At 71.9% G+C, this 21,346-nt stretch carries 23 protein-coding genes and 1 tRNA gene; 11 read left to right on the plus strand and 13 right to left on the minus strand.

The window, feature by feature from the left end:
• Positions 1–11: 11 nt before the first annotated feature.
• The 3 genes from IEY82_RS33835 to IEY82_RS33845 are packed head-to-tail and all read right to left on the minus strand — an operon-like array spanning position 12 to position 2,960.
• The gene (locus IEY82_RS33835; protein WP_189128343.1) at positions 12–839 is read right to left on the minus strand and encodes a hypothetical protein; all 828 of its coding nucleotides are present in this window, start codon (positions 837–839) and stop codon (positions 12–14) included.
• Positions 829–2,013: an ATP-grasp domain-containing protein gene (locus IEY82_RS33840; protein ID WP_189128344.1), complete on the minus strand. Its 1,185-nt coding sequence runs from the start codon at positions 2,011–2,013 to the stop codon at positions 829–831. Before IEY82_RS33840 ends, IEY82_RS33835 begins: the two co-directional genes overlap by 11 nt.
• The gene (locus IEY82_RS33845) at positions 2,010–2,960 is read right to left on the minus strand and encodes an NAD-dependent epimerase/dehydratase family protein (RefSeq protein WP_189128345.1); all 951 of its coding nucleotides are present in this window, start codon (positions 2,958–2,960) and stop codon (positions 2,010–2,012) included. Before IEY82_RS33845 ends, IEY82_RS33840 begins: the two co-directional genes overlap by 4 nt.
• A gap of 147 nt (positions 2,961–3,107) precedes the next feature.
• On the opposite strand from IEY82_RS33845, the gene IEY82_RS33850 reads away from it, so the two are divergent.
• The 6 genes from IEY82_RS33850 (at position 3,108) to IEY82_RS33875 (ending at position 8,702) form a co-directional block, all read left to right on the plus strand.
• On the plus strand, positions 3,108–4,130 hold the full coding sequence (locus tag IEY82_RS33850; RefSeq protein WP_189128346.1) for a GNAT family N-acetyltransferase: 1,023 nt from the start codon (positions 3,108–3,110) through the stop codon (positions 4,128–4,130).
• Positions 4,127–5,137 (plus strand): hypothetical protein, encoded by a 1,011-nt coding sequence (locus IEY82_RS33855; protein ID WP_189128347.1) that lies wholly within the window; start codon positions 4,127–4,129, stop codon positions 5,135–5,137. Before IEY82_RS33850 ends, IEY82_RS33855 begins: the two co-directional genes overlap by 4 nt.
• Before the next feature lie 48 nt (positions 5,138–5,185).
• Positions 5,186–5,950, plus strand: coding sequence for a hypothetical protein (locus IEY82_RS33860; RefSeq protein WP_189128348.1), 765 nt, complete (start codon positions 5,186–5,188; stop codon positions 5,948–5,950).
• The gene (locus IEY82_RS33865; RefSeq protein WP_189128349.1) at positions 5,947–7,164 is read left to right on the plus strand and encodes a hypothetical protein; all 1,218 of its coding nucleotides are present in this window, start codon (positions 5,947–5,949) and stop codon (positions 7,162–7,164) included. The genes IEY82_RS33860 and IEY82_RS33865 overlap by 4 nt, the downstream gene beginning before the upstream one ends.
• The gene (locus IEY82_RS33870) at positions 7,161–8,132 is read left to right on the plus strand and encodes a glycosyltransferase family 2 protein (RefSeq protein WP_189128350.1); all 972 of its coding nucleotides are present in this window, start codon (positions 7,161–7,163) and stop codon (positions 8,130–8,132) included. The genes IEY82_RS33865 and IEY82_RS33870 overlap by 4 nt, the downstream gene beginning before the upstream one ends.
• 102 nt (positions 8,133–8,234) lie before the next feature.
• Positions 8,235–8,702 (plus strand): flavodoxin family protein, encoded by a 468-nt coding sequence (locus IEY82_RS33875; RefSeq protein WP_189128351.1) that lies wholly within the window; start codon positions 8,235–8,237, stop codon positions 8,700–8,702.
• A 132-nt stretch (positions 8,703–8,834) separates the two neighbouring features.
• Here the strand turns inward: IEY82_RS33875 and pruA are convergent, their stop codons facing one another.
• The gene (gene pruA / locus IEY82_RS33880; RefSeq protein ID WP_189128352.1) at positions 8,835–10,460 is read right to left on the minus strand and encodes an L-glutamate gamma-semialdehyde dehydrogenase; all 1,626 of its coding nucleotides are present in this window, start codon (positions 10,458–10,460) and stop codon (positions 8,835–8,837) included.
• 1 nt (position 10,461) lies between these two features.
• The gene (locus IEY82_RS33885; protein ID WP_189128353.1) at positions 10,462–11,379 is read right to left on the minus strand and encodes a proline dehydrogenase family protein; all 918 of its coding nucleotides are present in this window, start codon (positions 11,377–11,379) and stop codon (positions 10,462–10,464) included.
• A gap of 76 nt (positions 11,380–11,455) precedes the next feature.
• Between IEY82_RS33885 and IEY82_RS33890 the strand changes: the two genes are divergently transcribed.
• Positions 11,456–12,550, plus strand: a complete 1,095-nt coding sequence (locus IEY82_RS33890; RefSeq protein WP_189128354.1) for a PucR family transcriptional regulator — start codon at positions 11,456–11,458, stop codon at positions 12,548–12,550.
• Positions 12,551–12,614: 64 nt separating this feature from the next.
• Here IEY82_RS33890 and IEY82_RS33895 read toward each other — a convergent pair whose 3' ends face one another.
• From IEY82_RS33895 to IEY82_RS33905, 3 genes are all read right to left on the minus strand, one after another.
• Positions 12,615–13,208 (minus strand): FMN-binding negative transcriptional regulator, encoded by a 594-nt coding sequence (locus IEY82_RS33895; RefSeq protein ID WP_189128355.1) that lies wholly within the window; start codon positions 13,206–13,208, stop codon positions 12,615–12,617.
• A 27-nt stretch (positions 13,209–13,235) separates the two neighbouring features.
• A complete protein-coding gene (locus tag IEY82_RS33900; protein WP_189128356.1) occupies positions 13,236–14,339 on the minus strand; it encodes a glycosyltransferase in 1,104 nt (367 codons plus the stop codon).
• 121 nt (positions 14,340–14,460) lie between these two features.
• Positions 14,461–16,296 carry a SpoIIE family protein phosphatase gene (locus IEY82_RS33905; protein WP_225264184.1) on the minus strand — a complete coding sequence of 612 codons (1,836 nt, stop codon included), beginning with the start codon at positions 16,294–16,296 and terminating at the stop codon, positions 14,461–14,463.
• A gap of 89 nt (positions 16,297–16,385) precedes the next feature.
• On the opposite strand from IEY82_RS33905, the gene IEY82_RS33910 reads away from it, so the two are divergent.
• Positions 16,386–17,072: a GAF and ANTAR domain-containing protein gene (locus tag IEY82_RS33910; RefSeq protein WP_225264185.1), complete on the plus strand. Its 687-nt coding sequence runs from the start codon at positions 16,386–16,388 to the stop codon at positions 17,070–17,072.
• Here IEY82_RS33910 and IEY82_RS33915 read toward each other — a convergent pair.
• Positions 17,069–17,425, minus strand: coding sequence for an STAS domain-containing protein (locus IEY82_RS33915; protein WP_189128372.1), 357 nt, complete (start codon positions 17,423–17,425; stop codon positions 17,069–17,071). The two genes, IEY82_RS33910 and IEY82_RS33915, sit on opposite strands and share 4 nt — an antisense overlap.
• Before the next feature lie 181 nt (positions 17,426–17,606).
• Between IEY82_RS33915 and IEY82_RS33920 the strand changes: the two genes are divergently transcribed.
• Both IEY82_RS33920 and IEY82_RS33925 read left to right on the plus strand, forming a co-directional pair.
• Positions 17,607–18,377 carry a SigB/SigF/SigG family RNA polymerase sigma factor gene (locus IEY82_RS33920; RefSeq protein WP_189128358.1) on the plus strand — a complete coding sequence of 257 codons (771 nt, stop codon included), beginning with the start codon at positions 17,607–17,609 and terminating at the stop codon, positions 18,375–18,377.
• A 14-nt stretch (positions 18,378–18,391) separates the two neighbouring features.
• A complete protein-coding gene (locus IEY82_RS33925) occupies positions 18,392–18,808 on the plus strand; it encodes an ATP-binding protein (RefSeq protein WP_189128359.1) in 417 nt (138 codons plus the stop codon).
• A gap of 73 nt (positions 18,809–18,881) precedes the next feature.
• Here the strand turns inward: IEY82_RS33925 and IEY82_RS33930 are convergent, their stop codons facing one another.
• The 4 genes from IEY82_RS33930 to IEY82_RS33945 all read right to left on the minus strand — a co-directional run bounded on the left by IEY82_RS33930 (position 18,882) and on the right by IEY82_RS33945 (position 20,884).
• A complete protein-coding gene (locus tag IEY82_RS33930) occupies positions 18,882–19,079 on the minus strand; it encodes a hypothetical protein (protein ID WP_189128360.1) in 198 nt (65 codons plus the stop codon).
• Between the two features lie 6 nt (positions 19,080–19,085).
• Positions 19,086–19,838 carry a hypothetical protein gene (locus IEY82_RS33935; RefSeq protein WP_189128361.1) on the minus strand — a complete coding sequence of 251 codons (753 nt, stop codon included), beginning with the start codon at positions 19,836–19,838 and terminating at the stop codon, positions 19,086–19,088.
• 7 nt (positions 19,839–19,845) lie between these two features.
• On the minus strand, positions 19,846–20,391 hold the full coding sequence (locus IEY82_RS33940) for a hypothetical protein (protein ID WP_189128362.1): 546 nt from the start codon (positions 20,389–20,391) through the stop codon (positions 19,846–19,848).
• 67 nt (positions 20,392–20,458) lie between these two features.
• Positions 20,459–20,884 carry a helix-turn-helix domain-containing protein gene (locus IEY82_RS33945; RefSeq protein ID WP_189128363.1) on the minus strand — a complete coding sequence of 142 codons (426 nt, stop codon included), beginning with the start codon at positions 20,882–20,884 and terminating at the stop codon, positions 20,459–20,461.
• A 92-nt stretch (positions 20,885–20,976) separates the two neighbouring features.
• Between IEY82_RS33945 and IEY82_RS33950 the strand changes: the two genes are divergently transcribed.
• Positions 20,977–21,050, plus strand: a tRNA-Pro gene (locus tag IEY82_RS33950).
• The last annotated feature ends 296 nt before the right edge of the window (positions 21,051–21,346 follow it).

The raw sequence follows: 21,346 nt of genomic DNA on the forward strand, positions 1-21,346 counted from the left end.
GCGATCCCCAGTCAGTGTGTGGTGAGGACGGGGGTGCCGTGGTCGGCGCAGACGGCCGTGGCCGGCGTCCCCGTGGTGAGTGTCGTGGCGCCCGGTGTCCCGGAGCCGTCCGGGAGCACGTCGAGCAGTACGGGCCTGCGCCGCCGCAGCGCCGTGACGGCCCACGCCCTCCCGGCCGGGCGGGCGTGGAAGCGCCGCCAGAGCAGGTGGGCCCGGCCGCAAGCCGGGTGGGTGGCCGCGAAGTAACCGAGGTGCGGGTCGTACAGGACCCCCGGGCGAGGGTCCTGTACGGCGCTCGCGGCGGTCATGCGTTCGACGGCGTGCGCCCGGACGTCGTCGAGCTCGGGTCCGAGCGCCTCCAGCGCGGCCCGCTCGCCCACCACGATCACCTGCCCGGCCTGGGCCGGAGCCCCGAGCAGGGCGAGCGCGGCGGCGTTCAGCGCGCGGCGGCGGTCCTCGTCGACGACGTCGGCGCCCGGCGCGAGCAGCGCGCCGTACCGAGGGCCGCGCGGCCCGAGCGCCCGCCGGTCCAGCACCGCGGCGCGCACCTCGGCCACGGGCGTCCGGCGCGACGCGCCCGCCAGGGCGAGCGCGTCGCGCAGGTCACGCCCGTCGCCGATCCACAACGAGGGCTCCCTGGACGGGTCGAAGGGCCGGGCGAACGGGCACAGGCGGTGGAGCTGGCCGCTCAGGGCGGCTGACGGGGTCGGCTCCGGCTCCGCCAGGGCCCGGCCCGCCGCCACCCACTGGTCCCGGTAGAACGGCACCCGCCGGAAGGCCGACGCGACGACCTCACGGTAGGCCCGTTCCCAGCGCGCCGCCGAGAACCTAACCGGCATCGACGCCGACCCGCACCAGGTCCTCGACGGCCGCCAGCACTCCGGCGACCTCGCCGGCCGAGGTCCCCGAGGCGAGCACGTAGCCCAGCTTCGCCCGGCACTCGGTGAGGGGCGCGACCCGCTCGCCCGGTGAGACGGTGACCAGCACGTCGGCCACCCCGGGCAGGTCGAGCGCCGCCCGCACGCCGTCCAGCGCGACGAGCGTGCCCGCCCGGTCGGCGCGCAGCATCCTGACCGAGGCGTGCCGGGCCGGACCGGGCGTGAGCTCGGGCCGCTCGCCGATGGCCAGCAGCACGGCCGCGGCCACGGTGTCGACCCCGTACATCAGGCCGAGCGCCTCGCCCATGCCGTTGCCGCCGATCCGCGCGCCCATCTCGATCAGCACCACGCCGTCGCCCGTGACGAACAGGTCGAGGTTCAGCGGGCCGTCGGTGTAGCCGACCTCGGCGCAGACGAGTTCGAGCTGGCGGATGACCTCCGCCGTCAGCTCCGGGTCGCGCGGGGCCATGTCGTGGCCGATCGCCACGACGTGGGGAGGCGCCACCACCCGGTCGCTCAGCCCCAGCAGGGCCACCCGGCCGTCCTGGAGGAACGCCTCTCCGCACAGGTCCCGGCCGACGACCAGTTCCTCGGCGATCACCGTGGCGGTGGGCGAGACGGCGGCCGCGGCCTGGACCGCGGCGGCCAGCTCCGGGGCGGCGGCGCACACCGTGATGCCCCGCGAGCTGCCGGAGTCCACCGGCTTGACGATGACGGGGAAGTCCAGCCGTACGGCCTCGCGCAGGACGTCGACGGCGGGGCCGCCGACGTGGGCGGGCCCGGCCATGCCGAGCCGGGCGCAGACCTCGCGGAAGTACGCCTTGTCCGTCGAGGCCCGCAGCGCGGCGGGCGGCAGCCCGCCGGGCAGCCCGAGGCGGCCGGCCACCGCGGCCAGGGCGGGCAGGTTGACGTCCGACCCCGGGGCGAGCAGTCCCAGCACGCCGTCCAGCTCGCGCAGGGCGGCGGTGACCGCGTCCACGTCGCGGGTGCTCACGTGCAGGAACTCGTCGGCCTCGGGCACCGCGGGAGCGTCGGCGCGCATGTCGACGCAGACGGTGGTCAGCCCGAGTCGCCGGGCGGCTCGGAAGGCGCTGATCGCGCCGTCCGAGCCGCCCAGGATGACCAGTCGTTTCACGTGCCGGCCGCCGGCTCCGGGGAGTTCCAGTGGGTGCCGTGGGACTTGACGAACCAGTCCACGGTCCGGGCCATGCCGTCTTCGAGCGAGACGAGCGAGCTCGGCTCGATGCCCACCGACCGCAGGGTGTCGGTCCGGGCGGTGACGGCCGTGTCGGGCGTCTCGCCGGGGCGCATCGGCAGGTCGGCGATGGGCACCCGCTCGTAGCCGCGCTCCACGCACAGGTCGATGATGAGCTCGGCTACCTCGCGGATGGTGGAGGAGGTGGTCGGGCCGACCTCGACGACGTGGTCGAGCACCGTGCCCGCCGCGGCCGTCTCGAGGGAGGACACCAGCGCGCGGGCCACGTCGCCGACCCACACCATGTCCGAGACCTGGGTGCCGCCGCCGTACAGCTCGACCGGCATCCCGCTCAGCGCGCGGCAGATCACCGCCGGGGTGATCTTGCGGACCTTGCCGGAGGCGAAGGGCGGCGCCGCCTGCTGGCGGGGACCGTAGGCGTTGACGACCCGCACGTTGTTCACCCGGGTGCCGCGGTGGGCGTTGAACATGCGGACGAAGCGCTCGACGGCGGTCTTGGAGATGGAGTAGCTGTTGTCCATCCAGTGGTTGCCCACGCAGATGTAGACCCCTGGCAGGTCGTACTGGGCGACGGCCTCCAGGAAGTTGAGGCCGCCCACCAGGTTGGTCTCGGCGGCGGGGCGGGGGTTGGTGATGGTCTCCTGGGTGCCGAGGACGGCGGCCAGGTGGATGATCGCGTCGCAGTGCGCGGCCAGCTCGGTCATGGCGGTGGCGTCGCGGATGTCGCCCCGCATGACTTCCCAGGGGAGGTCGCGGTCCGCGCGTCCCCGGTGATCGAACACGAGCGGAACGTGGCCGCGGTCCGCGAGTTCTTCGCAGACGTAGCGACCGATGAACCCGTTTCCGCCGGTAACTCCGACCTTCATGCCACCTCTTGAGTGTGAGAGCCGTGAAAAGTGAGCCGTCCTCGGATGAGGCACGATATTGATCACAGCAGAAGTATTCTGTGAAGATCGTCATCGATTGATGGTTTGTGTCCATGTTGTGATGATTTCGCCGTGGGGGATTGCCGAGTGGAACTGTCCGTGCTGGATCCGTGCCGCGATCCCGAGCCGCCCGGCTGGGAGGACTTCCGTGAGACCGAGGGCCTGACCGCCATCTGGTCCTACGACGTCCTCGCCGCCTCCTCCGAAGGCTCATGGGAGCGACCCCTGCTGACCGTGTTCCGGGACGATGAGCGGATCGTCGGCGCGGTCGGCGCCGTCTACGTCGGGCTGCGCCGGCCGAGGGCCGATCGCCCCCCGCGCCCGCGCCGGGAGCCGATCCTCCTCGACGTCCGCCTGCCCGGCCACTCCAACAGGCCGACCTGGCACTTCAGCGCCGACGTGCCCGACGGCACCCGCCGAGACCTGGTCCGGAGGTTCGAGCGGGCGGCGAGGCGGCACCTCGGGCTGGGGCTCGCCGGCGTGCTCTACCGCATGGTGGACGAACCCCAGCTGTCCCTGGTGGCCCGCCGCGGTTCGTTCACGCGAGACTCTCCCGGCACCACCTTTCTGCGGCTGAACTGGTCCACGACAGAGGGCTGGATCAGCTCGCTCAGGAAGAAACGCAGAGCCTCACTGCGCCAGCAGATCGCCGCCATCGCCCAGGCCGACGATCTGGAGGTGCGCGAGGGAGGGCAGCGCCGCGACCTTGATCCGGTGGAGCTGGCCGAGCTGAACCGCCTGCACACCGACCGGCTGGCCACCCGCTTCGACCCCCGTCACCCGCTGCCTCCCGCGTACTTCGACAGCCTGCTCCGGCGCGACGACGTCACCTTCATCTCCTACCACTCGGAGGAGCGGTTACTGGCCTTCGGGATCGTTTACGAGCACCCGAGCTCGCCGGTGAGCGGCCCCTGGGCGGCCCTGCGGCCCGAGGAGGGCGGTCGCAGGGACCTCTACTTCGACGTCCAGGTCCGCATCGTCCGGCGGGCGATCGACGCGGGCGCCAAGCGGGTTCTCTTCGGCCGGGGCAGAGCGGAGATCAAGAAGACCCTCGGTTTCGAGTACGTCCCGATGAAGCTGGTCGCCGTGCCCCGGTGGGTGATGGGATGAGCCTCACCCTGCAGACGTTCGACCCCCGCCACGACCCCGAACCCGACGGCTGGGAGCGCCTGCGCGCCGCCGCCGGCCAGAGCGTCACCTGGCGCTACGACCTGCTGCGCGCCTACGCCTGGGCCGCTCAGGCGCCGCTCCTGCTCACCGTGCTGAGCCGGGCGGGCACCCCGGTCGGCGCCGTGGCCGCCTCCCTGCGCGGCGTCCGGCCGCGCCGGGGCGCCTACGCCGACAGTCGCGACCCGGCCGGCCTGCTGGACGTGCACGCGCCCGCCAACCGCTCCCAGAAGGGGTGGTGGTTCACCGGCGACCCCACCCCGGGCGAGCGGCGGGACCTGCTGAGCTTCTACCTGCGCGGCGTCCGCCGCGAACTCGGCCTCGGCTGGCGGGGCGCGGTGTGGCGGGAGGTCTCGCCCGGCGAGCCGCGACACCTGCCGGGCCGGGTCAAGGTCAGCCTCCCCACCGAGCCGCTGGCCAGGCTGGCCACCCCCTGGGCCGGCATCGAGGAGTGGTACGCCCTGCTCGACCGGGCCCGCCGGGACTCGCTCCGGCGGCGGGCCAGGAGCTTCGCCGCCGACCTGTCCATCCGGGTCGGGCCGGCCCGCGACCTGGTGACCCCGGCCGAGGCGGCCGACCTGCGCGCCAGGAACGACCTCAAGCACCGCAGCGCGCTCTTCCCGGTCGCCCCGCTGCCGCTGCCCTACTTCGAAGCCCTGGTCGGCGGCGAGGAGGTGGTGGCCATCGCCTACCGCGACGGCGCCGGGACCCTGCTCGGGCTCTCCCTGATCCTGGACCACCCCGCCTGGCCCATCTGCCTGAGCTGGGGCGCCCTGCTGCCCGAGGAGGGCGGCCGCAAGCATCTCTACTTCGACGGCTACGTCCGCATGGTCGAGTGGGCCATCGCCTCGGGCAAGACCGGACTCGTCCTCGGCAAAGGGCAGGCGGAGTCCAAGCGCGCCCTCGGCGCCGACCTGGTCCCCTCCGCCGCCCTGGCCGTACCCCTCTGATCCGTGGACACCCTCTTGACCTGCGTGCAATGCGGGCATCCGCATCCCGTGCCGATCAAACGGCCGCTGCGCCCGCTCCGCTACTCCTGCCGATCCTGCGGCGCCCTCTACCGCCCGGGCCCCGCCCCGTCCGCGTCGGCCGGCGCCGGGCCGCCCGAGCTGCCCGCGCCGCCCGAGCCGGTGGCCGACGACCCGCTCGCGGCGTACCTGCCGGGCAGGATGGTCCGCTGGGTACGGGAGGAAGCCGGCCCGGAACCGGTCCCCGAGGCGCCGGACCGGGCCACGCTGGCCGGCTGGTACAAGGACTTCGACGCGCTCACCGCCGCAGCCCGGACCTCGCCCGAGGCCCGCGCCAGGTTCGACCGGCTCAGCGAGATCCCGCTCGACCAACTGCCCGCCAAGCCGCCGGCGTTCTCCAAGGTGTGCGCCGCGCTGCACGCCACCTGCTACGACACCCGTCTGGCCGTCGCCAGGCTGGGCGGCCAGGACGAGCCGTTCGTCCTCGAACGCGTCACCCACCTGCGGCGCTGGCTCGCCACGGCGGGCCGGTCCACGACCTGGCCGGAGGCGCCCCAGGCCGCCGAACCCGCCCGCGAGGCGGTCGAAGGGCTGCTCACGCTGCCCGCCTCGTTCACCACCGAGCAGGTCAGGACCCTCTTCACGGCGCTGTTCGGGGTCGACAAGGGGCCGTCCCTCCCCGGCGTGCGCGACCGGTTCGGCGACGAGCGCATCCAGCGGGCGCTGCTCACCTACCTGGAGACCGGTGACCGCCCGCTGCGCCGGCTGGTCCGCGACGAGCTGGACGCGCGGTGACCACGGACGCCGTGGGCGCGGACGCGGCGCACCGCATCGGCCCGCGCCGCCTGCTGACGCTGCTGGGCGGCCGCGCCACCTTCCGCCTCCTGCTGTACGTCTCGGCGGGTGTGCTGGTCGCCGCGTGGAGCCGGGAGGACTTCAACGTCTACGCCGCGGCCGTGGGCGCGGCCGGCTGGCTGGCCATGGTGGTCCAGTCGGGCCCGGAGAAGGCGGCTCTGACGCTCATCCCGCGCGCCCGCCGGACCCGCGACCAGCTCATCGGCCCGCTGCGCGCGATCGTCGGGTACGTGCCGCCGCCCTTCGCCGCGGCCGGGGCCGTCGCCTTCGCGCTGGCGCCGGACTCGGCGGTCACGGTCTACCTGCTGGCGATCGCCTACTACATCAGCCTGGGCTGCGGCATGCTGGGCGTGGCCCTGCACCGCGCGCTGGGCGGCTACGGTCGCGACACGGTCCACTTCTCACTCCTCGGCCTGGGCATGATCGGCATGGCCGGGCTGGCGTTCACGGCCGGCATCGGGCCCGCCGGCTACCTGGCGGGGCTGGTGGCCCTCATGACCGTGCTGAACATCGCGCTGCTGCGCGGCCTGCCGCGCGGCTCCGGCGCCCGCCCGCGCCGGGCCGTGCGCCGGCTGCTGGCCGGGACGGTGGCGCTGATGGGCGCCGCCGACGTGATGGCCAACGCCATCGTGGGCACTCTCTTCGTGGAGCTGGCGCTCACCTCCCACGCCGGCCAGAGCGGCGACCTCTACCTGATGATCCTCGGCTGGGGATTCGCCACCTCCGTGGTCTACACCGTGCAGCGGATCTACCAGCCGCGGCTCGCCCTGCGGATGGTCTCGCCGGACGCCCCCGAAGCCCGCGCCCTGGCCCGCCGCATAGCCGGCCTGGCGGTCTGGGGGAGCGCCGTCTGGCTGGTCCTGGCCGGCGCGGCGCTGGCCGGCGGCCTGGCGGGGACACGCTCCCTGGTCGCGCTCGGCGTGCTGATGGCGACGCTGCTGCCCGCCAACGCGCTGGCCGGCTTCGGGATCTTCGTGCTGGAGAACGCCGGCGGCACCGGCCTGCGCGGCAGCGCGCTGGCCGTCGTACTGGCCTGGGCGGTGGTCGCCGCGCTGGGCGCGCTGGTGATCCCGCTCGCCGGCGCCGCCGGAGCCGTGTACGCGCTGGGAGCGCAGGGACTGGTGCTGGGACTCGCGCTGAGGAGACGGATGTGACGACCGGACTGACCGTTCTGGTGCCCTGCTTCAACGAGGGCGCGCAGGTCGAGGCCGCCTACCACGAGCTGGTCGCGGAGCTGAAGGAGATCGGCGAGCTGGAGATCCTCTTCGTCGACGACGGGAGTTCCGACGACTCCCTTGAGCGGATCCGCCGCCTGGCGGAGACGGACCCGCGGGTCCGCTACCTGTCCTTCACCCGCAACTTCGGCATCGACGCGGTCATGGCCGCCGGGTTCCGCTACGCGAGCCGGCCGTGGACGGTCCAGTGCGACGCCGACCTCCAGGTGCCGCCGGCGGAGATCTGGTCCCTGCTCGCCAAGGCCGCCGAGGGCTACGACGTGGTCTTCGGCGAGCGGATCGGCCGGCGCGACCCGCTCGTCCGCCGGGCCGGCTCGGCGGGGCTGCACTGGGCGGCCCGGCGGATCTTCGGCATCGGCATGCCGCGTGGCGCCTCCACCTTCCGGCTGGTGCGCACCGGCCTGGCCCGTACGATCACCGACCTGCGGCTGCCCTGGTTCATCCCGGCGGTGCCCCTGGTCGGAGCCCGCTACACGGCCACCCCGGTCGCGCACCGGCCCCGGACGGCCGGGCGGTCCAAGCTCCGCCTGGCCAGGCTCGCGGCGCACTCCTTCGAGCTGTTCTTCGGCTTCTCCCTGCGGCCGCTCGTCGCGTTGTACGCGGCCGGGGCGCTGGGCGGCGCGCTCGCGCTGCTGCTCTCGGCACTCGGCTACCTCGGGGTGGCGGGCGGCACGGCGTTGCCCGCGACCCAGCTTCTGCTCACCGGGGTGACCCTGGCGGCGCTGGCGGTGCTGGGCCGCTATCTCCACCGGCTGCTGCGCGAGTCGGACCGGCTGCGCACCTACTACGTCCGGGACGCCAACGTGCCGCTGCTGCCGGAGGACACGCTGACCGGCGGCCTGCCCGGCCCGCCGCCCCCGACCCGGACGGCTCCTGACCGCCTGTGACGGCACGGACGTCGCACTCGCCTGTTAGACCTGCGCTGACCTCGGCGGACGACTGCCGGGTGGCGGAACCTCCCCGCCATCCGGCATGAGAAGATCGGCACCGTGTCGCGAGATGTCCGGCGTCTGCTGATCGTGCACCACACCACCTCGCCCACGCTGCGGGAGCTCTTCGAGGCGGTGCGCGAGGGCGCCACCACCGACGAGGTCGAGGGCGTGGAGGTGGTCACGCGCGCGGCGCTGGCCGCCACCGCCGTCGACGTGTTCGAGGCCGACGGGATCATCCTGGGCACCCCGGCCAACATCGGCTACATGAGCGGCGCGCTCAAGCACTTCTTCGACACCGTCTACTACCCCTGCCTGGAGGAGACCCGCCGCCTGCCGTACGCGCTGTACGTGCACGGCAACAACGACACCACCGGCGCCGTCCGCGCGGTGGAGTCGATCGCCACCGGCCTCGGCTGGGAGCGGGTCCAGCGGCCGGCGACGGTGACGGGCGCCCCCGGCAAGGACGCGCTGGAGGCCTGCTGGGAGCTCGGCGCCACCGTCGCCGCGACGATCAGCCCCGTGTGAGGAGAATCGCGGTATCCGATGTGGATCGCGTACCCGTCGGCCACGCACGTTCCGCGGGGGGCGGCCCCCGCATGACGACGCCCGGGTCTCGCAGGTGAGACCCGGGCGTCGTTCCTTGGCTGCCGCGAAGGGTCAGCCCATGTGCGGGTAGCGGTGGTCGGTCGGCGGGACGAACGTCTCCTTGATCGTGCGGGCGTTGACCCAGCGGATCAGGTTGAAGATCGAGCCCGCCTTGTCGTTGGTGCCCGAGGCACGGGCCCCGCCGAACGGCTGCTGGCCGACGACCGCGCCGGTCGGCTTGTCGTTGACGTAGAAGTTGCCCGCCGCGAAGCGCAGCCGCTCCGAGGCGGACGCGATCGCGTAGCGGTCCTGGGCGATGACCGACCCGGTCAGCGCGTACGGCGAGACGCTCTCCATCTGGTCGAGCACCGCGTCGAAGTCGGCGTCGTCGTAGACGTGCACGCCCAGGAGCGGGCCGAAGTACTCCTTGACGAAGATCTCGTCGGTCGGGTCGGCGCACTCCATGATGGTCGGCTTCACGAAGTAGCCGGCGGAGTCGTCGTACGAGCCGGTGATCAGGTCGATGCCGGACGTCTCGCGGGCCCGGTCGATGGCGGCCTTGTGCTTGGCGAAGGCCCGCTCGTCGATGACGGCGCCCATGAACGTCGACAGGTCGGCCGCCACGTCGCCCACGGTCAGCGACTCGGCCATGCCCACGAAGTCGTCGCGCATCCGCGTCCAGAGCGAGCGCGGCACGTAGGCCCGCGACGCGGCCGAGCACTTCTGCCCCTGGTACTCGAACGCGCCCCTGACCAGCGCGGTCGTCAGCACACCGGGGTCGGCCGACGGGTGCGCGAGCACGAAGTCCTTGCCGCCGGTCTCGCCGACGAGGCGCGGGTAGCCGTGGTAGGAGGCGATGTTCGCGCCGACGGTGCTCCACAGGTGCTGGAAGGTCGGGGTCGAGCCGGTGAAGTGGATGCCCGCCAGGGCCGGGTGGGTCAGGGCGACCTCGGAGACCGCCTGGCCGTTGCCGGTGACCATGTTGATCACCCCGGGCGGCAGGCCCGCCGCCTCCAGCAGCCGCATGGTGAAGTGCGCGGCGAACTGCTGGGTGGGCGAAGGCTTCCAGACAACGACATTCCCCATAAGAGCGGCGGATGTCGGCAAATTTCCGGCAATGGCGGTGAAGTTGAACGGCGTGATCGCCAGCACGAACCCTTCGAGCGGCCGGTACTCCATCCGGTTCCACACCCCGGGCGACGACACCGGCTGCTCGGCGTAGAGCTGACGGGCGTAGGCCACGTTGAACCGCAGGAAGTCGATCAGCTCGCAGGCCGCGTCGATCTCCGCCTGCTGCGCCGACTTCGACTGCCCCAGCACGGTCGCCGCGTTCAGCGTCGCCCGCCACGGCCCGGACAGCAGGTCGGCCGCCTTGAGGAAGATCGCCGCCCGCTCGTCGAAGGAGAGCGCCCGCCAGTCGGGAGCGGCCCTCAGCGCGCTGGAGACGGCGTCACGCACGTCCTGAGCCGTGGCGTCGTTGGCACGCCCCAGGACGGCGGTCTTGTTGTGCGGCTGCACGACGTCGATCGGCGTGCCCCCGCCGAGCCGCCGCTCACCGCCGATCGTCATGGTCAGGTCGATCGACGACCCGGCCAGCTCCTTGATCCGGGCCTCCAGCGAGGCCCGCTCGGCGCTGCCGGGCGCGTAGCCGTACACCCGCTCGTTCGCGGGCACCGGCACGTTGCTGATGGCGTCCATGTCACTTACCCCCAAGGGCACGAAGGAAGAAGGCGATGTTGGCGGGGCGCTCCGCCAGCCGCCGCATGAAGTAGCCGTACCAGTCGTCGCCGTAGGGGACGTAGACGCGGACCGTGTGGCCGGCCCCCGCCAGGGCCTCCTGCCGATCGGTGCGGATCCCGTACAGCATCTGGTACTCGTAGTCGCCGGGGGTCCGGCCGGACCGGTCGGCGAGCAGCTCGGTGATCGAGATCATGCGGTCGTCGTGCGTCGCCACCATGGGGTATCCCTTCCCCGCCATGAGGATCCGCAGGCACCGTACATAGGCCTTGTCGACGTCCGTCCTGCTCTGGTGGGCGACCGCGGCGGGCTCCCGGTAGGCGCCCTTGACCAGTCGCACCCGGCTGCCCGCCGCGGACAGCTCGCGGCAGTCGTCCTCGCTGCGGAACAGGTAGGCCTGGATGGCCACACCGGTCGACGGGTGGTCGGCCCGCAGCTCACGCAGGATCTTGAGGGTCGAGTCGACGGTGGTGTGGTCCTCCATGTCGAGCGTGACGGTCGATCCGCCCGCCTCGGCGGCGGCGCAGATCCGCCGGGCGTGCTCGAGCGCCTTCCCCTCGTCGAACGCCTGCCCGACGGCCGACAGCTTCACCGACACCTCGGCGGCGCCCCCGAGACGCAGGGGCCGCAGCGCTTCCAGGAGCGTCACGTACGCCTGCGCCGTGGCCGCCGCGGCGTCCGCGTCGCGGGTCTCCTCGCCGAGATGGTCGACGGTCACGGTCAGCTTCGCCTCGCGGAGCCGTACGACGGTGTCACGGGCCTCCTGGACCGTCTCACCGGCGACGAACCGGTCGACGACCTTGCGGGTGAGCGGGAACCCCGACACGGAACGCCGCACCAGCCCGCTCCGGGAAGCGGCAAGAAGAAGTTGACCGACCATGTCTCCAGCCTAAAACCGCAGCTCACCGGGCAGCCATCGACGTGCGTAACGCCAGGTGTGGCAGGCTGTCATACACATGGACAAATCGGCTGATCTGCAGGACACCGTCGACGAGATCGCCCGCCTGCTGGGGGCGTCCGCGACGCTGGAGGACCGCTCGTTCCGCCTGCTCACGTACGGGGCGCAGCACGGCGACATCGACACCGTGCGCCAGGAGTCGATCCTGCGCAGGCGCGCCACCCCCGAGGTCCGCGACTACTTCGAGCGCTACGGCATCGCAAGGGCCGGCACCCCCGTCCGCATCCCGGCCGACGCCGGTCTCAAGGTGCTGGCCCGGGTCTGCTGGCCGCTGCGCTACCGCGAGGTGACCTACGGCTACCTGTGGCTGCTCGACTCGGGCAGTCTCACCGACGAGGCGCTGCGCCGGGTGGAGCCGCTCGTCGCCCGGGCGGCCGCCGCGCTCGCCCAGGAGGCCCGCGGCCGCCAGGACCTCGGCAGTGGCCTGCGCACCCTGCTCTCCGCCGACCCCGAGGAACGCGCCGGCTCCTCGATCGAGATCGAGGGCCCGGTCACCGCCATCGCCGTGCGCGAGTCCGAGGAACGCGTCGCCGCGCTGTGGACCCTCCCGCGTGGCGTGCTCGCCCAGGCCGGCTCGCCGGTGGCGCTGCTCGTCCCCGCGCGCCTGGCCGGCGAGGTCGCCCAGACCACCCGGAGCGCGTACGGCACCGCGGCCGGCATCGGCGGCCCCCGGGACGATCCGGCCGACGCCTGGCAGAGCTGGCGGGAGGCGCGCCTGGCCCTGCGCGTGGCCGAGCACTTCCCCCGGTTCGCCTCCCTTGCCTGGTGGGAGGACCTCGGCGTGCACCGGCTCCTGGCCCGGCTCGGCCAGGCGGATCTGCGGGAGCTGGCCGGCGAGGTGGCGGCGCTGGACCCGGCGCAGGCCCACACCGTCGAGACCTACCTCGACCTCGGCGGCCATGCCCAGAAGACCGCCGCCGAGCTCGGCATCCACCGTCAGACGCTCTACTACCGCCTCGGCAGGGCCGAACGCCTGCTGGGTCGCGACCTGTCCGACGGCGACGACCGCCTGACCGTCCACCTCGGCCTCAAGGCGGCCCGCCTGCGCCCGCGCGACGGCGGGGGAGCGGTCCGGCCATCGCCGACGGGGTAGACGGCATCAGGCGCGGCGGACGGGGCCGGTCGCGGTCGATGGGCTCTGGCGAGTGCGGATGCGGTCAGGCGAGGTGGCGCAGTGCCGCCTCGTCGCCGGGGCCGCCGCGGCGTGCCAGCCCTTCGGCCACCCGCCCGCGGAACGCGGCGTCCCGGTGCCCGTCGTACTTGAACTTGCCGCGGACCTCCTCGACGGCCAGCCGCAGGCCCCTGATCCCCGACAGCAGCCGGGGCATCTCGGCGGGGTCGCCCGCGTCGGGCTCGAGATCGGCCAGCTGGTGGCGCAGGATCTCCAGCTTGCCGTCGTCGTCGGTGACGATCTCGGCGTGGCAGGTGAGCTGGACGGAGGAGTAGTAGGTGGTGGGGACGCCGAGCCTGGGATCGGTGCCGGGCTCGGCGCGCCACGCGCCGGGGATGTACGCCCACGGTGCGCCGACCGCGAGCAGCACCTTCGGATTCTCCTCGATCGCCGCCCACACCGGGTTGGGCCTGGCCAGGTGGAGCAGCACGGTCCGGTCGCCGGCCAGCGCGAACTGCGTGGGCACCACCACCGGGACGTCCCGGCCACGTCCGGCGGCGATCAGGTGCCCGAACTGGTTGTCGCGGACAAAGGCGAGGGACTCCGCCTCGACGACGGAGTCCCAGGGATGGATCAGCATAGGCAGACGATAGGGCCTGCGGTGCCGTCAGGCGCAGGCGGCCTCGTACACGCGGACGAGCTCCTGGCTGACGCGCTCCCACGAGTAGCGGGAACGGGCGCGGTCGGCGCCGGCGTAGCCGAGGGCGGTCCGCAAGGTCGGGTCGGTCAGCAGCTCGCGGGCCAGCCGGGCGGTGCGGGCGGGCCGGTCCGGCGGCACCAGCAGGCCGGTCACGCCGTCGATGACGGAGTCGAGGTGCGCGCCGACGGCCGAGGCGATCACCGGCACGCCGCAGGCCATCGCCTCCAGCGCGACGATCCCGGTCGAGGCCTCGCGCGGCACGGACACCACGGCGTCGGCGCTGCGCATGAGCTTCGGCACCGCGGCTCGCTTGACCTGCCCGAGCAGGGTGACCCGGTCGGCCACGCCGAGCTGCTCGGCCAGGGCGCGCAGGCGGCGTACCTCCCTGTCGTCGTCGAGCTGGTCGGGGTCGGGTCCGCCGGCCAGCACGAGCTCGACGTCCGACAGGCCCTGCAGCGCGCGGACGATCGTGTGCGCGCCGCGGTCCGGTGAGAGGGGGCCCACGTGCAGCAGCCGCTTGCGGGTGCCGCGCGCGGCCGCCGCGCCCTGGCGGTGGAAGCGCTCGGTGTCGACGCCGTAGGGGACGATGGCGATGTTGTTGCGCGGGACGCCGAGCCTGATCAGCGCCGACTCCTGGTCACCGGATCCGGCGATCACGGCGTCGGCCCTGCGGCCGAGCGCCCGCTCCAGCTTGAGATGGGTGGGGTCCACGGTGTGGAAGGTCTGCGTCACGGGCACGTCCAGACCCTTGGCTCCGGCCACCGCGGCGAGCCCGCCGGTCCAGGAATAGGCGTGGATCACGTCCGGCCGGTCCTGGTGCCAGCGCTTCATCAGGTGGTTGCCGACGTCGTTGAGATAGGGGACGACGTCGTCGGCGGTGAGGCTGCGAGCCGGGCCCACGTCGATGTGCTCCACCATGACCCCCGGGGCCACCCGCGTCCTGGGCTTGCCCTCGGCGCTGTCACGACGGGAGTAGATGGTGACCTGGTGGTCGCGGCCCAGTTCGCGCGCCACGGCGTGGAGGTTGTGGCGCTTGTTGCCGGAGACGGAAGCGACGATCGCGATATTCATGGCACACCTCAGCGTGAAAAAAAGCCTTCAAGGTGTGCCTGCGTCTTAGGCACGTCTGTCTGCTCCAAGACTTTACCCAAGAACCGGCCAGACGCAAACCCCGACAGATCAGACTTCTCGGTCAGACGCCTCGAAGTGCCAGGATGACGATCTCGTCCCACACCTGCCCGCCGGAGAAGGCGTGCCGGTCGGCCTCGATCGCCTTGACCACCGTGGCAGGCGCCTGACCTGTGCATCTGCCCAGCACGTCGGCCAGCCGCTCCTCACCGTAGGGCTCGCCCGTCTCGTTCCTGGAGGAGATCAGACCCTCGGAATAAAGAACCAGAGTCTCACCCACACCGACGGTGAGATCCTCCACACCGGTCTCCGCCTCGGGCGAGATGCCCAGCGGCACCCCGCCGCCCGAGGCGAACCGCACCCCGCCGTCGGGATGCAGCAGCGCCGCCGGATGGTGCCCCGCCGACGACAGCCGGATCTTGCGCCCCTGTACGAACCCCGTGACCGCCATCACGAACATGCCGGTGCCCTGCTTGACCAGGGCCTCGTTGACCTTGCGCACCACCACGTCGGGGTCGGCGTCCCAGGCGCTGAGCACCCGCAGGCCGCCTCGCACCATCGCGCTGACCGACGCCGCCTCCTCGCCCTTGCCCGCCGCGCCGCCCAGGGCGAACCCCCAGCCACCCGTCACGGGGAACACGTCGTAGAACTCGGCGCCCACCGACGTGCCGGGGTTGTAGATCGCGCTCGCCTCGTAACCGGGCACGTCCGGCAGGTTGCGCGGCGCGACGCTCGCGGTCAGCGCGTCCGCAGCCCGCGAGCGGCTCTGGAAGCTGCTCTGCGCGCGCACCGCGAGCCCGAGCTGCAGCCCGACCTCCTGGATGACACCCAGGTCGGCCAGCGTGAACGGCGGCCGGTCACCCGCCCTGACCAGCGTCAGCGTCCCGTCGTTCGAGCCGATCGGCACGCACAGCAGCGACCCGGCCCCCATCGCGGTCAGCAGCGGCCCGTCGGCGCAGAAGCCCAGGACCGTCTCGTCGTCGATCATCTCCTGAACCACGCCGGAGCCACGCTCCAGCACCTGGGCCACCACCTGGCTCGCCGCCGGATCGGCGTCCTCCACCTGCCGCAGCAGGCCGCCCAGCGGCTGGTTCTTGGGCGCGACCACGATCGCCCGGCGCGGGAGCCCTTCGCGCACCATGTCCGCGACCACCCAGTCGGCCCACTCGGCCGCCAGCAGCCGCGTCGCCCTGGCCAGCGCGATCGGCTGCCTGAGCGCGTCCTCGTCGAGCAGCAGCGCGCCCATCCTGGCCAGCAGATCCTGGCGTCTCGAGGCCGCCATCAGCAGCGCGCCGTCTGACTGCTCCGGCCGCCCGGCGCCCGGACCGGGCAGCTGCACCTCGGTCGGCAACGCCACGGCGGCCACCATCTGCTGCGGCTCGCCCGGCATCGTCAGCCGGGTCAGCGCCAGCTGCACGGTGTGGGTCCTGCCCTGGTGCGCCAACCGGGTCTCGAACGCCGCCGGCTGCCCGGTCTGCAGCACCGACGTCAGGTGCGAGCGGAACGCCGCCCGCCTCGACACGTCGACCAGCAGCGGGAACGACCGGCCCACCAGGTAGCCGTCGGGGCTGCCCAGCACCCGCGAGGTCTCCCCGTTGATGCGCCTGACCACCCCGCCGCCGTCGAGCACGATCACCGGCACCGGGAAGGCCTTGAAGACCTGGCGCAGCAGCTTGAGCTCCCGCTGCGGGCCCTCCTTCTTGCCGCCCGGCCGCCGGGTCGCCGCCTTGCGCAGCTCCTCGCGGGCCGCGGCCAGCAGCTCGGCGGCGGTGTCGAGCTCCGCCAGCGCCGCGTCCAGGGTCGGGGCGAGGTCGGAGGGGTACGCCGTCCTCGCCTCACGCAACGAGGAGACACGCACGGTGAGTGCGTTCAGGGCGTGTTCGAGGTCGGGCATGGTCATCCTCTGACGCTACGCCACGGGGGATAATGCTAGCTACTAAGGGGTAGGGGCACTTTGCTATGGAATCAACGGCAATGATGACATCCGGGTTGGCGCGGGATCTAGCCGCGCTGGGACGCCTCAACCAGGACACCTCCACCGAAAGTGTGCTCCGCGGCCTCACCACCGCCCTCGCGGCCGGCGTGCCGGGCTGCTCGGGAGGCTCGGCCGAGCACTGGCGCGACCACCGGGTGCTGGTCTCCGGCTCCCACAGCGAGCTGATCATGCTCGTCGAGGGAGAGCACGACCTCGGTGAGGGCCCCGGCATCGAAGCACGGCAGACCGGCGGCCGCGTGGTCGTGACCGACGTGCTGACCGACGGCCGATGGCCCGGATACGCCGCCCTCGCCACCCGCTGGAGCGTGCGCTCCGTGCTGGCCCTGCCCATCAAGGCGCGCCCCGCGCTCCTGGTCGTCGGCCTCTACTCCGTACGCCCCGGAGCCTTCACCCCGCAGGCCGCCCACGCTCTCACCGGGATGCTGACCGAGCAGGTCGGAGTGGCCATGGCCAACATGTCGGACTTCGAGGACGTACGGACCGACGCCGCCCAGCTGCAGGAGGCCCTCGCCGGCCGGGCCGTGATCGACCAGGCCAAGGGCATCATCATGCAGACCAGTGGGTGCACCGCCGAGGCCGCCTTCGAGGAACTGCGCCGGATCTCGCAGCATCACCAGGTCAAGGTGGCCGACCTGGCCCGGCTGCTGGTCGAGGAGCACCAGCGCAAGTCGCGCCGCTAGCCAATGGCGGCCAAGGCGTCGTCCAGCGTGTCGTAAAGCGGCAGCCGCTGGGCCAGCCCAGTGATCCACATCACCTTGGACTTCGAATACTCGACGCCCACCAACGCGAACTTGGCCCCAGAGGCCAGGCTGTTCTGCCACTGGTGGACGATCAGCCCCAGAGCCCGCGAATCCATGAAGGTCACCCCGGCCAGGTCCAGAATCAGGTCCGAGCCGGCCAGGGACAGATAGTCGGCGAACTGCTCCCGCGTCGTCGCGTCGAGCACGCCGTCCACCTTGACCACAGTGATCTCGTCCACGGTCGACGAGCTGAGGCTCAGGGCGGCGACCGAGCCCTCACCGTTCTCCGGCATTGTCACGCAGGCAACCCTACTGTCACTGCGGCGGAGAGGAATACTTCCTCGCGAAGGGGGGATAGACTGGGGCGAAGTCCAGCAGAGGGCTTTCGTCTCGTATTACCGCGAGATGTGCCTCTGGCTGGGCTTTTCCCGTTCGGCCGAGGCGCTCCCGCGAAGCACGTCAAGAGGAGCAGCGATGGCTGTGCAGGAGTACGTCCTCGAAGAGATGACCGCCGAGCAACTCCTGGCCGAGATGGTCAGAGAAGGCACCCCCGACGGCCAGAGGGAACGGCTGCGCGAGCGAATCGTCGAGATGCACCGCCCCTTGGCCATGGAGATCGCCCGGCGCTACCGCTACCGCGGTGAGCCCATGGAAGACCTCCTCCAGGCGGCGTACGTCGGGCTCATGAAGGCCGTCAACGGCTTCGACCCGACACTCGGCCACGCGTTCAGGGGCTACGCTGTCGTCACGATGACCGGAGAGGTCAAGCGACACTTCCGCGACCGCACCTGGGCCATCCGGGTGCCGCGCGTCTACCAGGAGCGGCGCTCCGAGCTCAACAAACTCGTCGCCGACCTCAGCCAGGACCTGGGGCGTTCCCCCACCGTGGCGGAGCTCGCGGCCAAGATGAACATCTCCGAGGAGGACGTTCTGCTGACACTCGACGCCTCCGCGGCCTACAGCACGCTCTCGCTGGACGCCCCCCTCGGCGCCGACGACGACGCCGCCTCCCTCGGCGACGTCATCCCGGAGGACGACGACACCCTGAGCACGATGCTCGACCGCGAAGCGGTCAAACCGTTGATCGACGCGCTCCCGTCGCGCGAGAAGCACATCCTGCTGCTGCGGTTCTTCGGCAACATGACCCAGGCGGAGATCGCGGCCGAGTTCGGCATCTCGCAGATGCACGTATCGCGAATTCTGCGTAAGGTGCTGGACCAGCTACGCACAGAACTCGTCGGTTAGGGGCGGATCTCCGGGTGGACGAGGACCTTGATCCTCAAGTCACGGGCTCGACGAGCCCGCCACCCGGCGCGCCCGTGAAGGTGCTCCGCTTCCGGCTGCCGGACCTGCCCCAGGTCCGGCACTTCGCCGAGACCGAGGCCCGCACGGCTGGCATGCCGGAGGAAGCCATCGGCGACTTCGTGATCGCCGTGAACGAGGTGGCCACCAACGCCGTCACCCACGGCACCACGGACGGCCGGGTGCGCCTGTGGGTCGACGACGGTGACGTCGTCGTCGAGGTGCACGACAAGGGCGAATGGAAGCCCGGGCCGATGCCCGGGTCGGTGGGCGGGATGGGGTTGTGGGTGGCGCGGCTGCTCGCCCTCGACCTCAACCTGCAGGTCGGGAGCGGTGGGAGCACGGTCACCATGCGGTTCCCCGGTGAGTCCTGACGCTTTCGCATGATGATGCCCGGCAGCCCGTGCCGGGGGTTCGCGCACGGGATGCCGGGCATCGGCGTGGTGTCTACCGGCGGGTACGCCCGCGCCAGCCGCCGGTGGAGCCGCGGAAGCTTGCCGTACCTATGCCTGCCTGATGCAGCGCCAGCAGCGTCAGGCCGAGCAGCATGAACGTCGTGCCGGAGATGCCCGCCGCGATCCGCGCGTTCAGCAGATCGAGCAGGAAGCCGAGTCCGAAGATGATCGCCGCGACGATCGCGAGCATGTCACGTCACCTCTGTCCGGGGCCGGAGAACGACAGCAGCCGTTCGAGTACGTTCCGGTAGTCGCGCAGCGCCAGGCGGAGCTGCTCCGTGTCTTCCTTGTCGGCGCTCTGCCAGCGGCCGCGCAGCTCGCCGGTGTGGCTGGTGAGGGCGGTCGTGAGGGAGTCGACGACCTCGCCGACCAGCCCGTCGGCGCGCTGGACCGCGTCACGGGGATCGTCCACGAAGGACGCCTGCACGTCACGCCAGCGGCCCTGCACCTCGGCCGGGTCCTGGTCGAACAGGACCACCTCCTGAGGGGCGGCGTGGGTGGGCGTGCCGCCCACCACCGGCTCGTCGTGCGCCTGGTCCGCCACGGGCTCGTCGTGCTCGCCGTGCTCATCGTAGGCCGGCCGCTGGTCCACCACCGGGCCCGGATGCACGCGGGTCTGCTGGTGGTCGGGGTCCAGATCCGTATCGGCCGTCGTGTCATCCGCCCGGCCGTAGGGGTCACGGTAGGGGGTGTCCTCGAACCGCTCCTCGCCCGCGTCGTTCACCCGAGCGTGCTCGTCATGGGGGTCGCCGGTCCGCGGATCGTCGTTCGGGTCACCGGCCCGCGGATCGTTGTCATTCGCCCGCACGTCGTGATCGTTCGGTTCGATCACTCGAAGGTCGTCGTCCGCCCGTACATCGTGGTCGTTCGCGGGGGAGTGGGGGTCACGAGTGTTGTCGTCATCGGCCGCGTCGGCCCGTTGCGACGGCACTCTCAATTCATCGCCCATGATCGCTTCACCGTCCTCGTGTGGTCTCGTTCAGCAGTTCCTCGAAGAGCGCGCGATAGTGGACCATCGCCTGGCGGAGTTCCTCCGTGGAGGCCTCCTTACGGGCCGCACGCCCGCTGATCTCGTGCGCCTTGCGGTAGTGGTCGAGCGTGGCCGCATGGCCGACGGACAAGTCGGAAAGCCGCTGCTCGAAGTCCTCCGTCGGGTAGCCCCGGTCCGCCATGACCGACGTGACCAGCTGGTCCGCCTCGGTCACCGCGAACCCGGGGGCGTCGACGAAGCGCTCCTGCACCTCGGTCCACCGGTTCGCGTAGCTGTCACGCGACTCCACCGGCAGGGGCCGGATGTCGAGTTCCGAGTAGCGCTGCTCGCGGGCGAGCAGTTCCTGCTCGGCCTCCCGCTTGTTGTCGTGCTCGCTCATCAGCCGTTCGTACTCGGGGCCGAAACGTGTGCGGAGCCGGCTACGGCGCTGCTGCTGCAGCACCACGTAACCGACTGCGGCGACCGCCACCACCGCGACCACGACGACGGCCACCCAGATCAAGGTGGACATGATGTTCGCCTCCGGTCTTCGTGTAGAGACCAGCGACTGCCCCTGATCGGACTCTCGAAACGCTGTGTCAGCGGCCTTCCAGCGCTTCTCGCGCCGCCGCGAGCACGCCGGCGACATGTGAGCCACCAGGTGAGGCGGGAACCTCCCGGAACCCTTCCGCCGGGTCGTAATCCACGTCGAGACCGGCGTCGACGAGCCGCTGCGCCCACCGCAGAGCCGTGTTCAGCCGCTCGGAGGCGGGCGGCTTGCCCTGGGCTGCCGCCGACAGATTACGCAGATTGGTCGCCGGCCCCGACTGCATGTGCGCCCTGGCCACCTTCCACGGCACCGCCCGGCTGTGGTCGAGCATCGGCTTGGCCAGCCCGGCCGCCCGCTTCGCCTGCAGCACCCCCGACTCGCTCACCCCGAAGCGCGCGGCCAGTTCCTGCACGGTCAGCCCCTCGGCGACGAGCCTGGTCAGCTCGTCCCGATCGATCGTCGGCCTCCGGCCCACCGGCCCTCCTCGCTCCCGCCCGCTGAGTACGCGTGCGCCTTCGATGTGCGCTAAGGTTATGACGTCTCGCCCGCAAGGGCGGTCAGCACGACCGGGACGTAGCGCAGCTTGGTAGCGCACTTGACTGGGGGTCAAGGGGTCGCAGGTTCAAATCCTGTCGTCCCGACTGCGTTTTCGCAGCTCGGAAGCCTGATCACTTTTTAAGTGATCAGGCTTTTTCGTTGTCTGACCGTCATCTGACCGTGGTCCCGAGCCTGCCGGACCGTTCTGACCGCTGCCCGTCCATGTCTGATGTGACCAGCGCGTTCGCGGTTAATGCCGCCGGCCGCGCGTATGTGTTCAAACGAGGTTCCTCGCTTAGGCCGCGTTTCAAAAGGATCTTTGAAACTTGCGGCGTGGCGGTGATCGATAACCGACGAGGTCTCCGGTAGTTGGTTCAACGACCAAGAAGAGCCAAGTACC

Source organism: Nonomuraea cavernae (genome assembly GCF_014646355.1).
Taxonomy (GTDB): Bacteria; Actinomycetota; Actinomycetes; order Streptosporangiales; family Streptosporangiaceae; genus Nonomuraea; species Nonomuraea cavernae.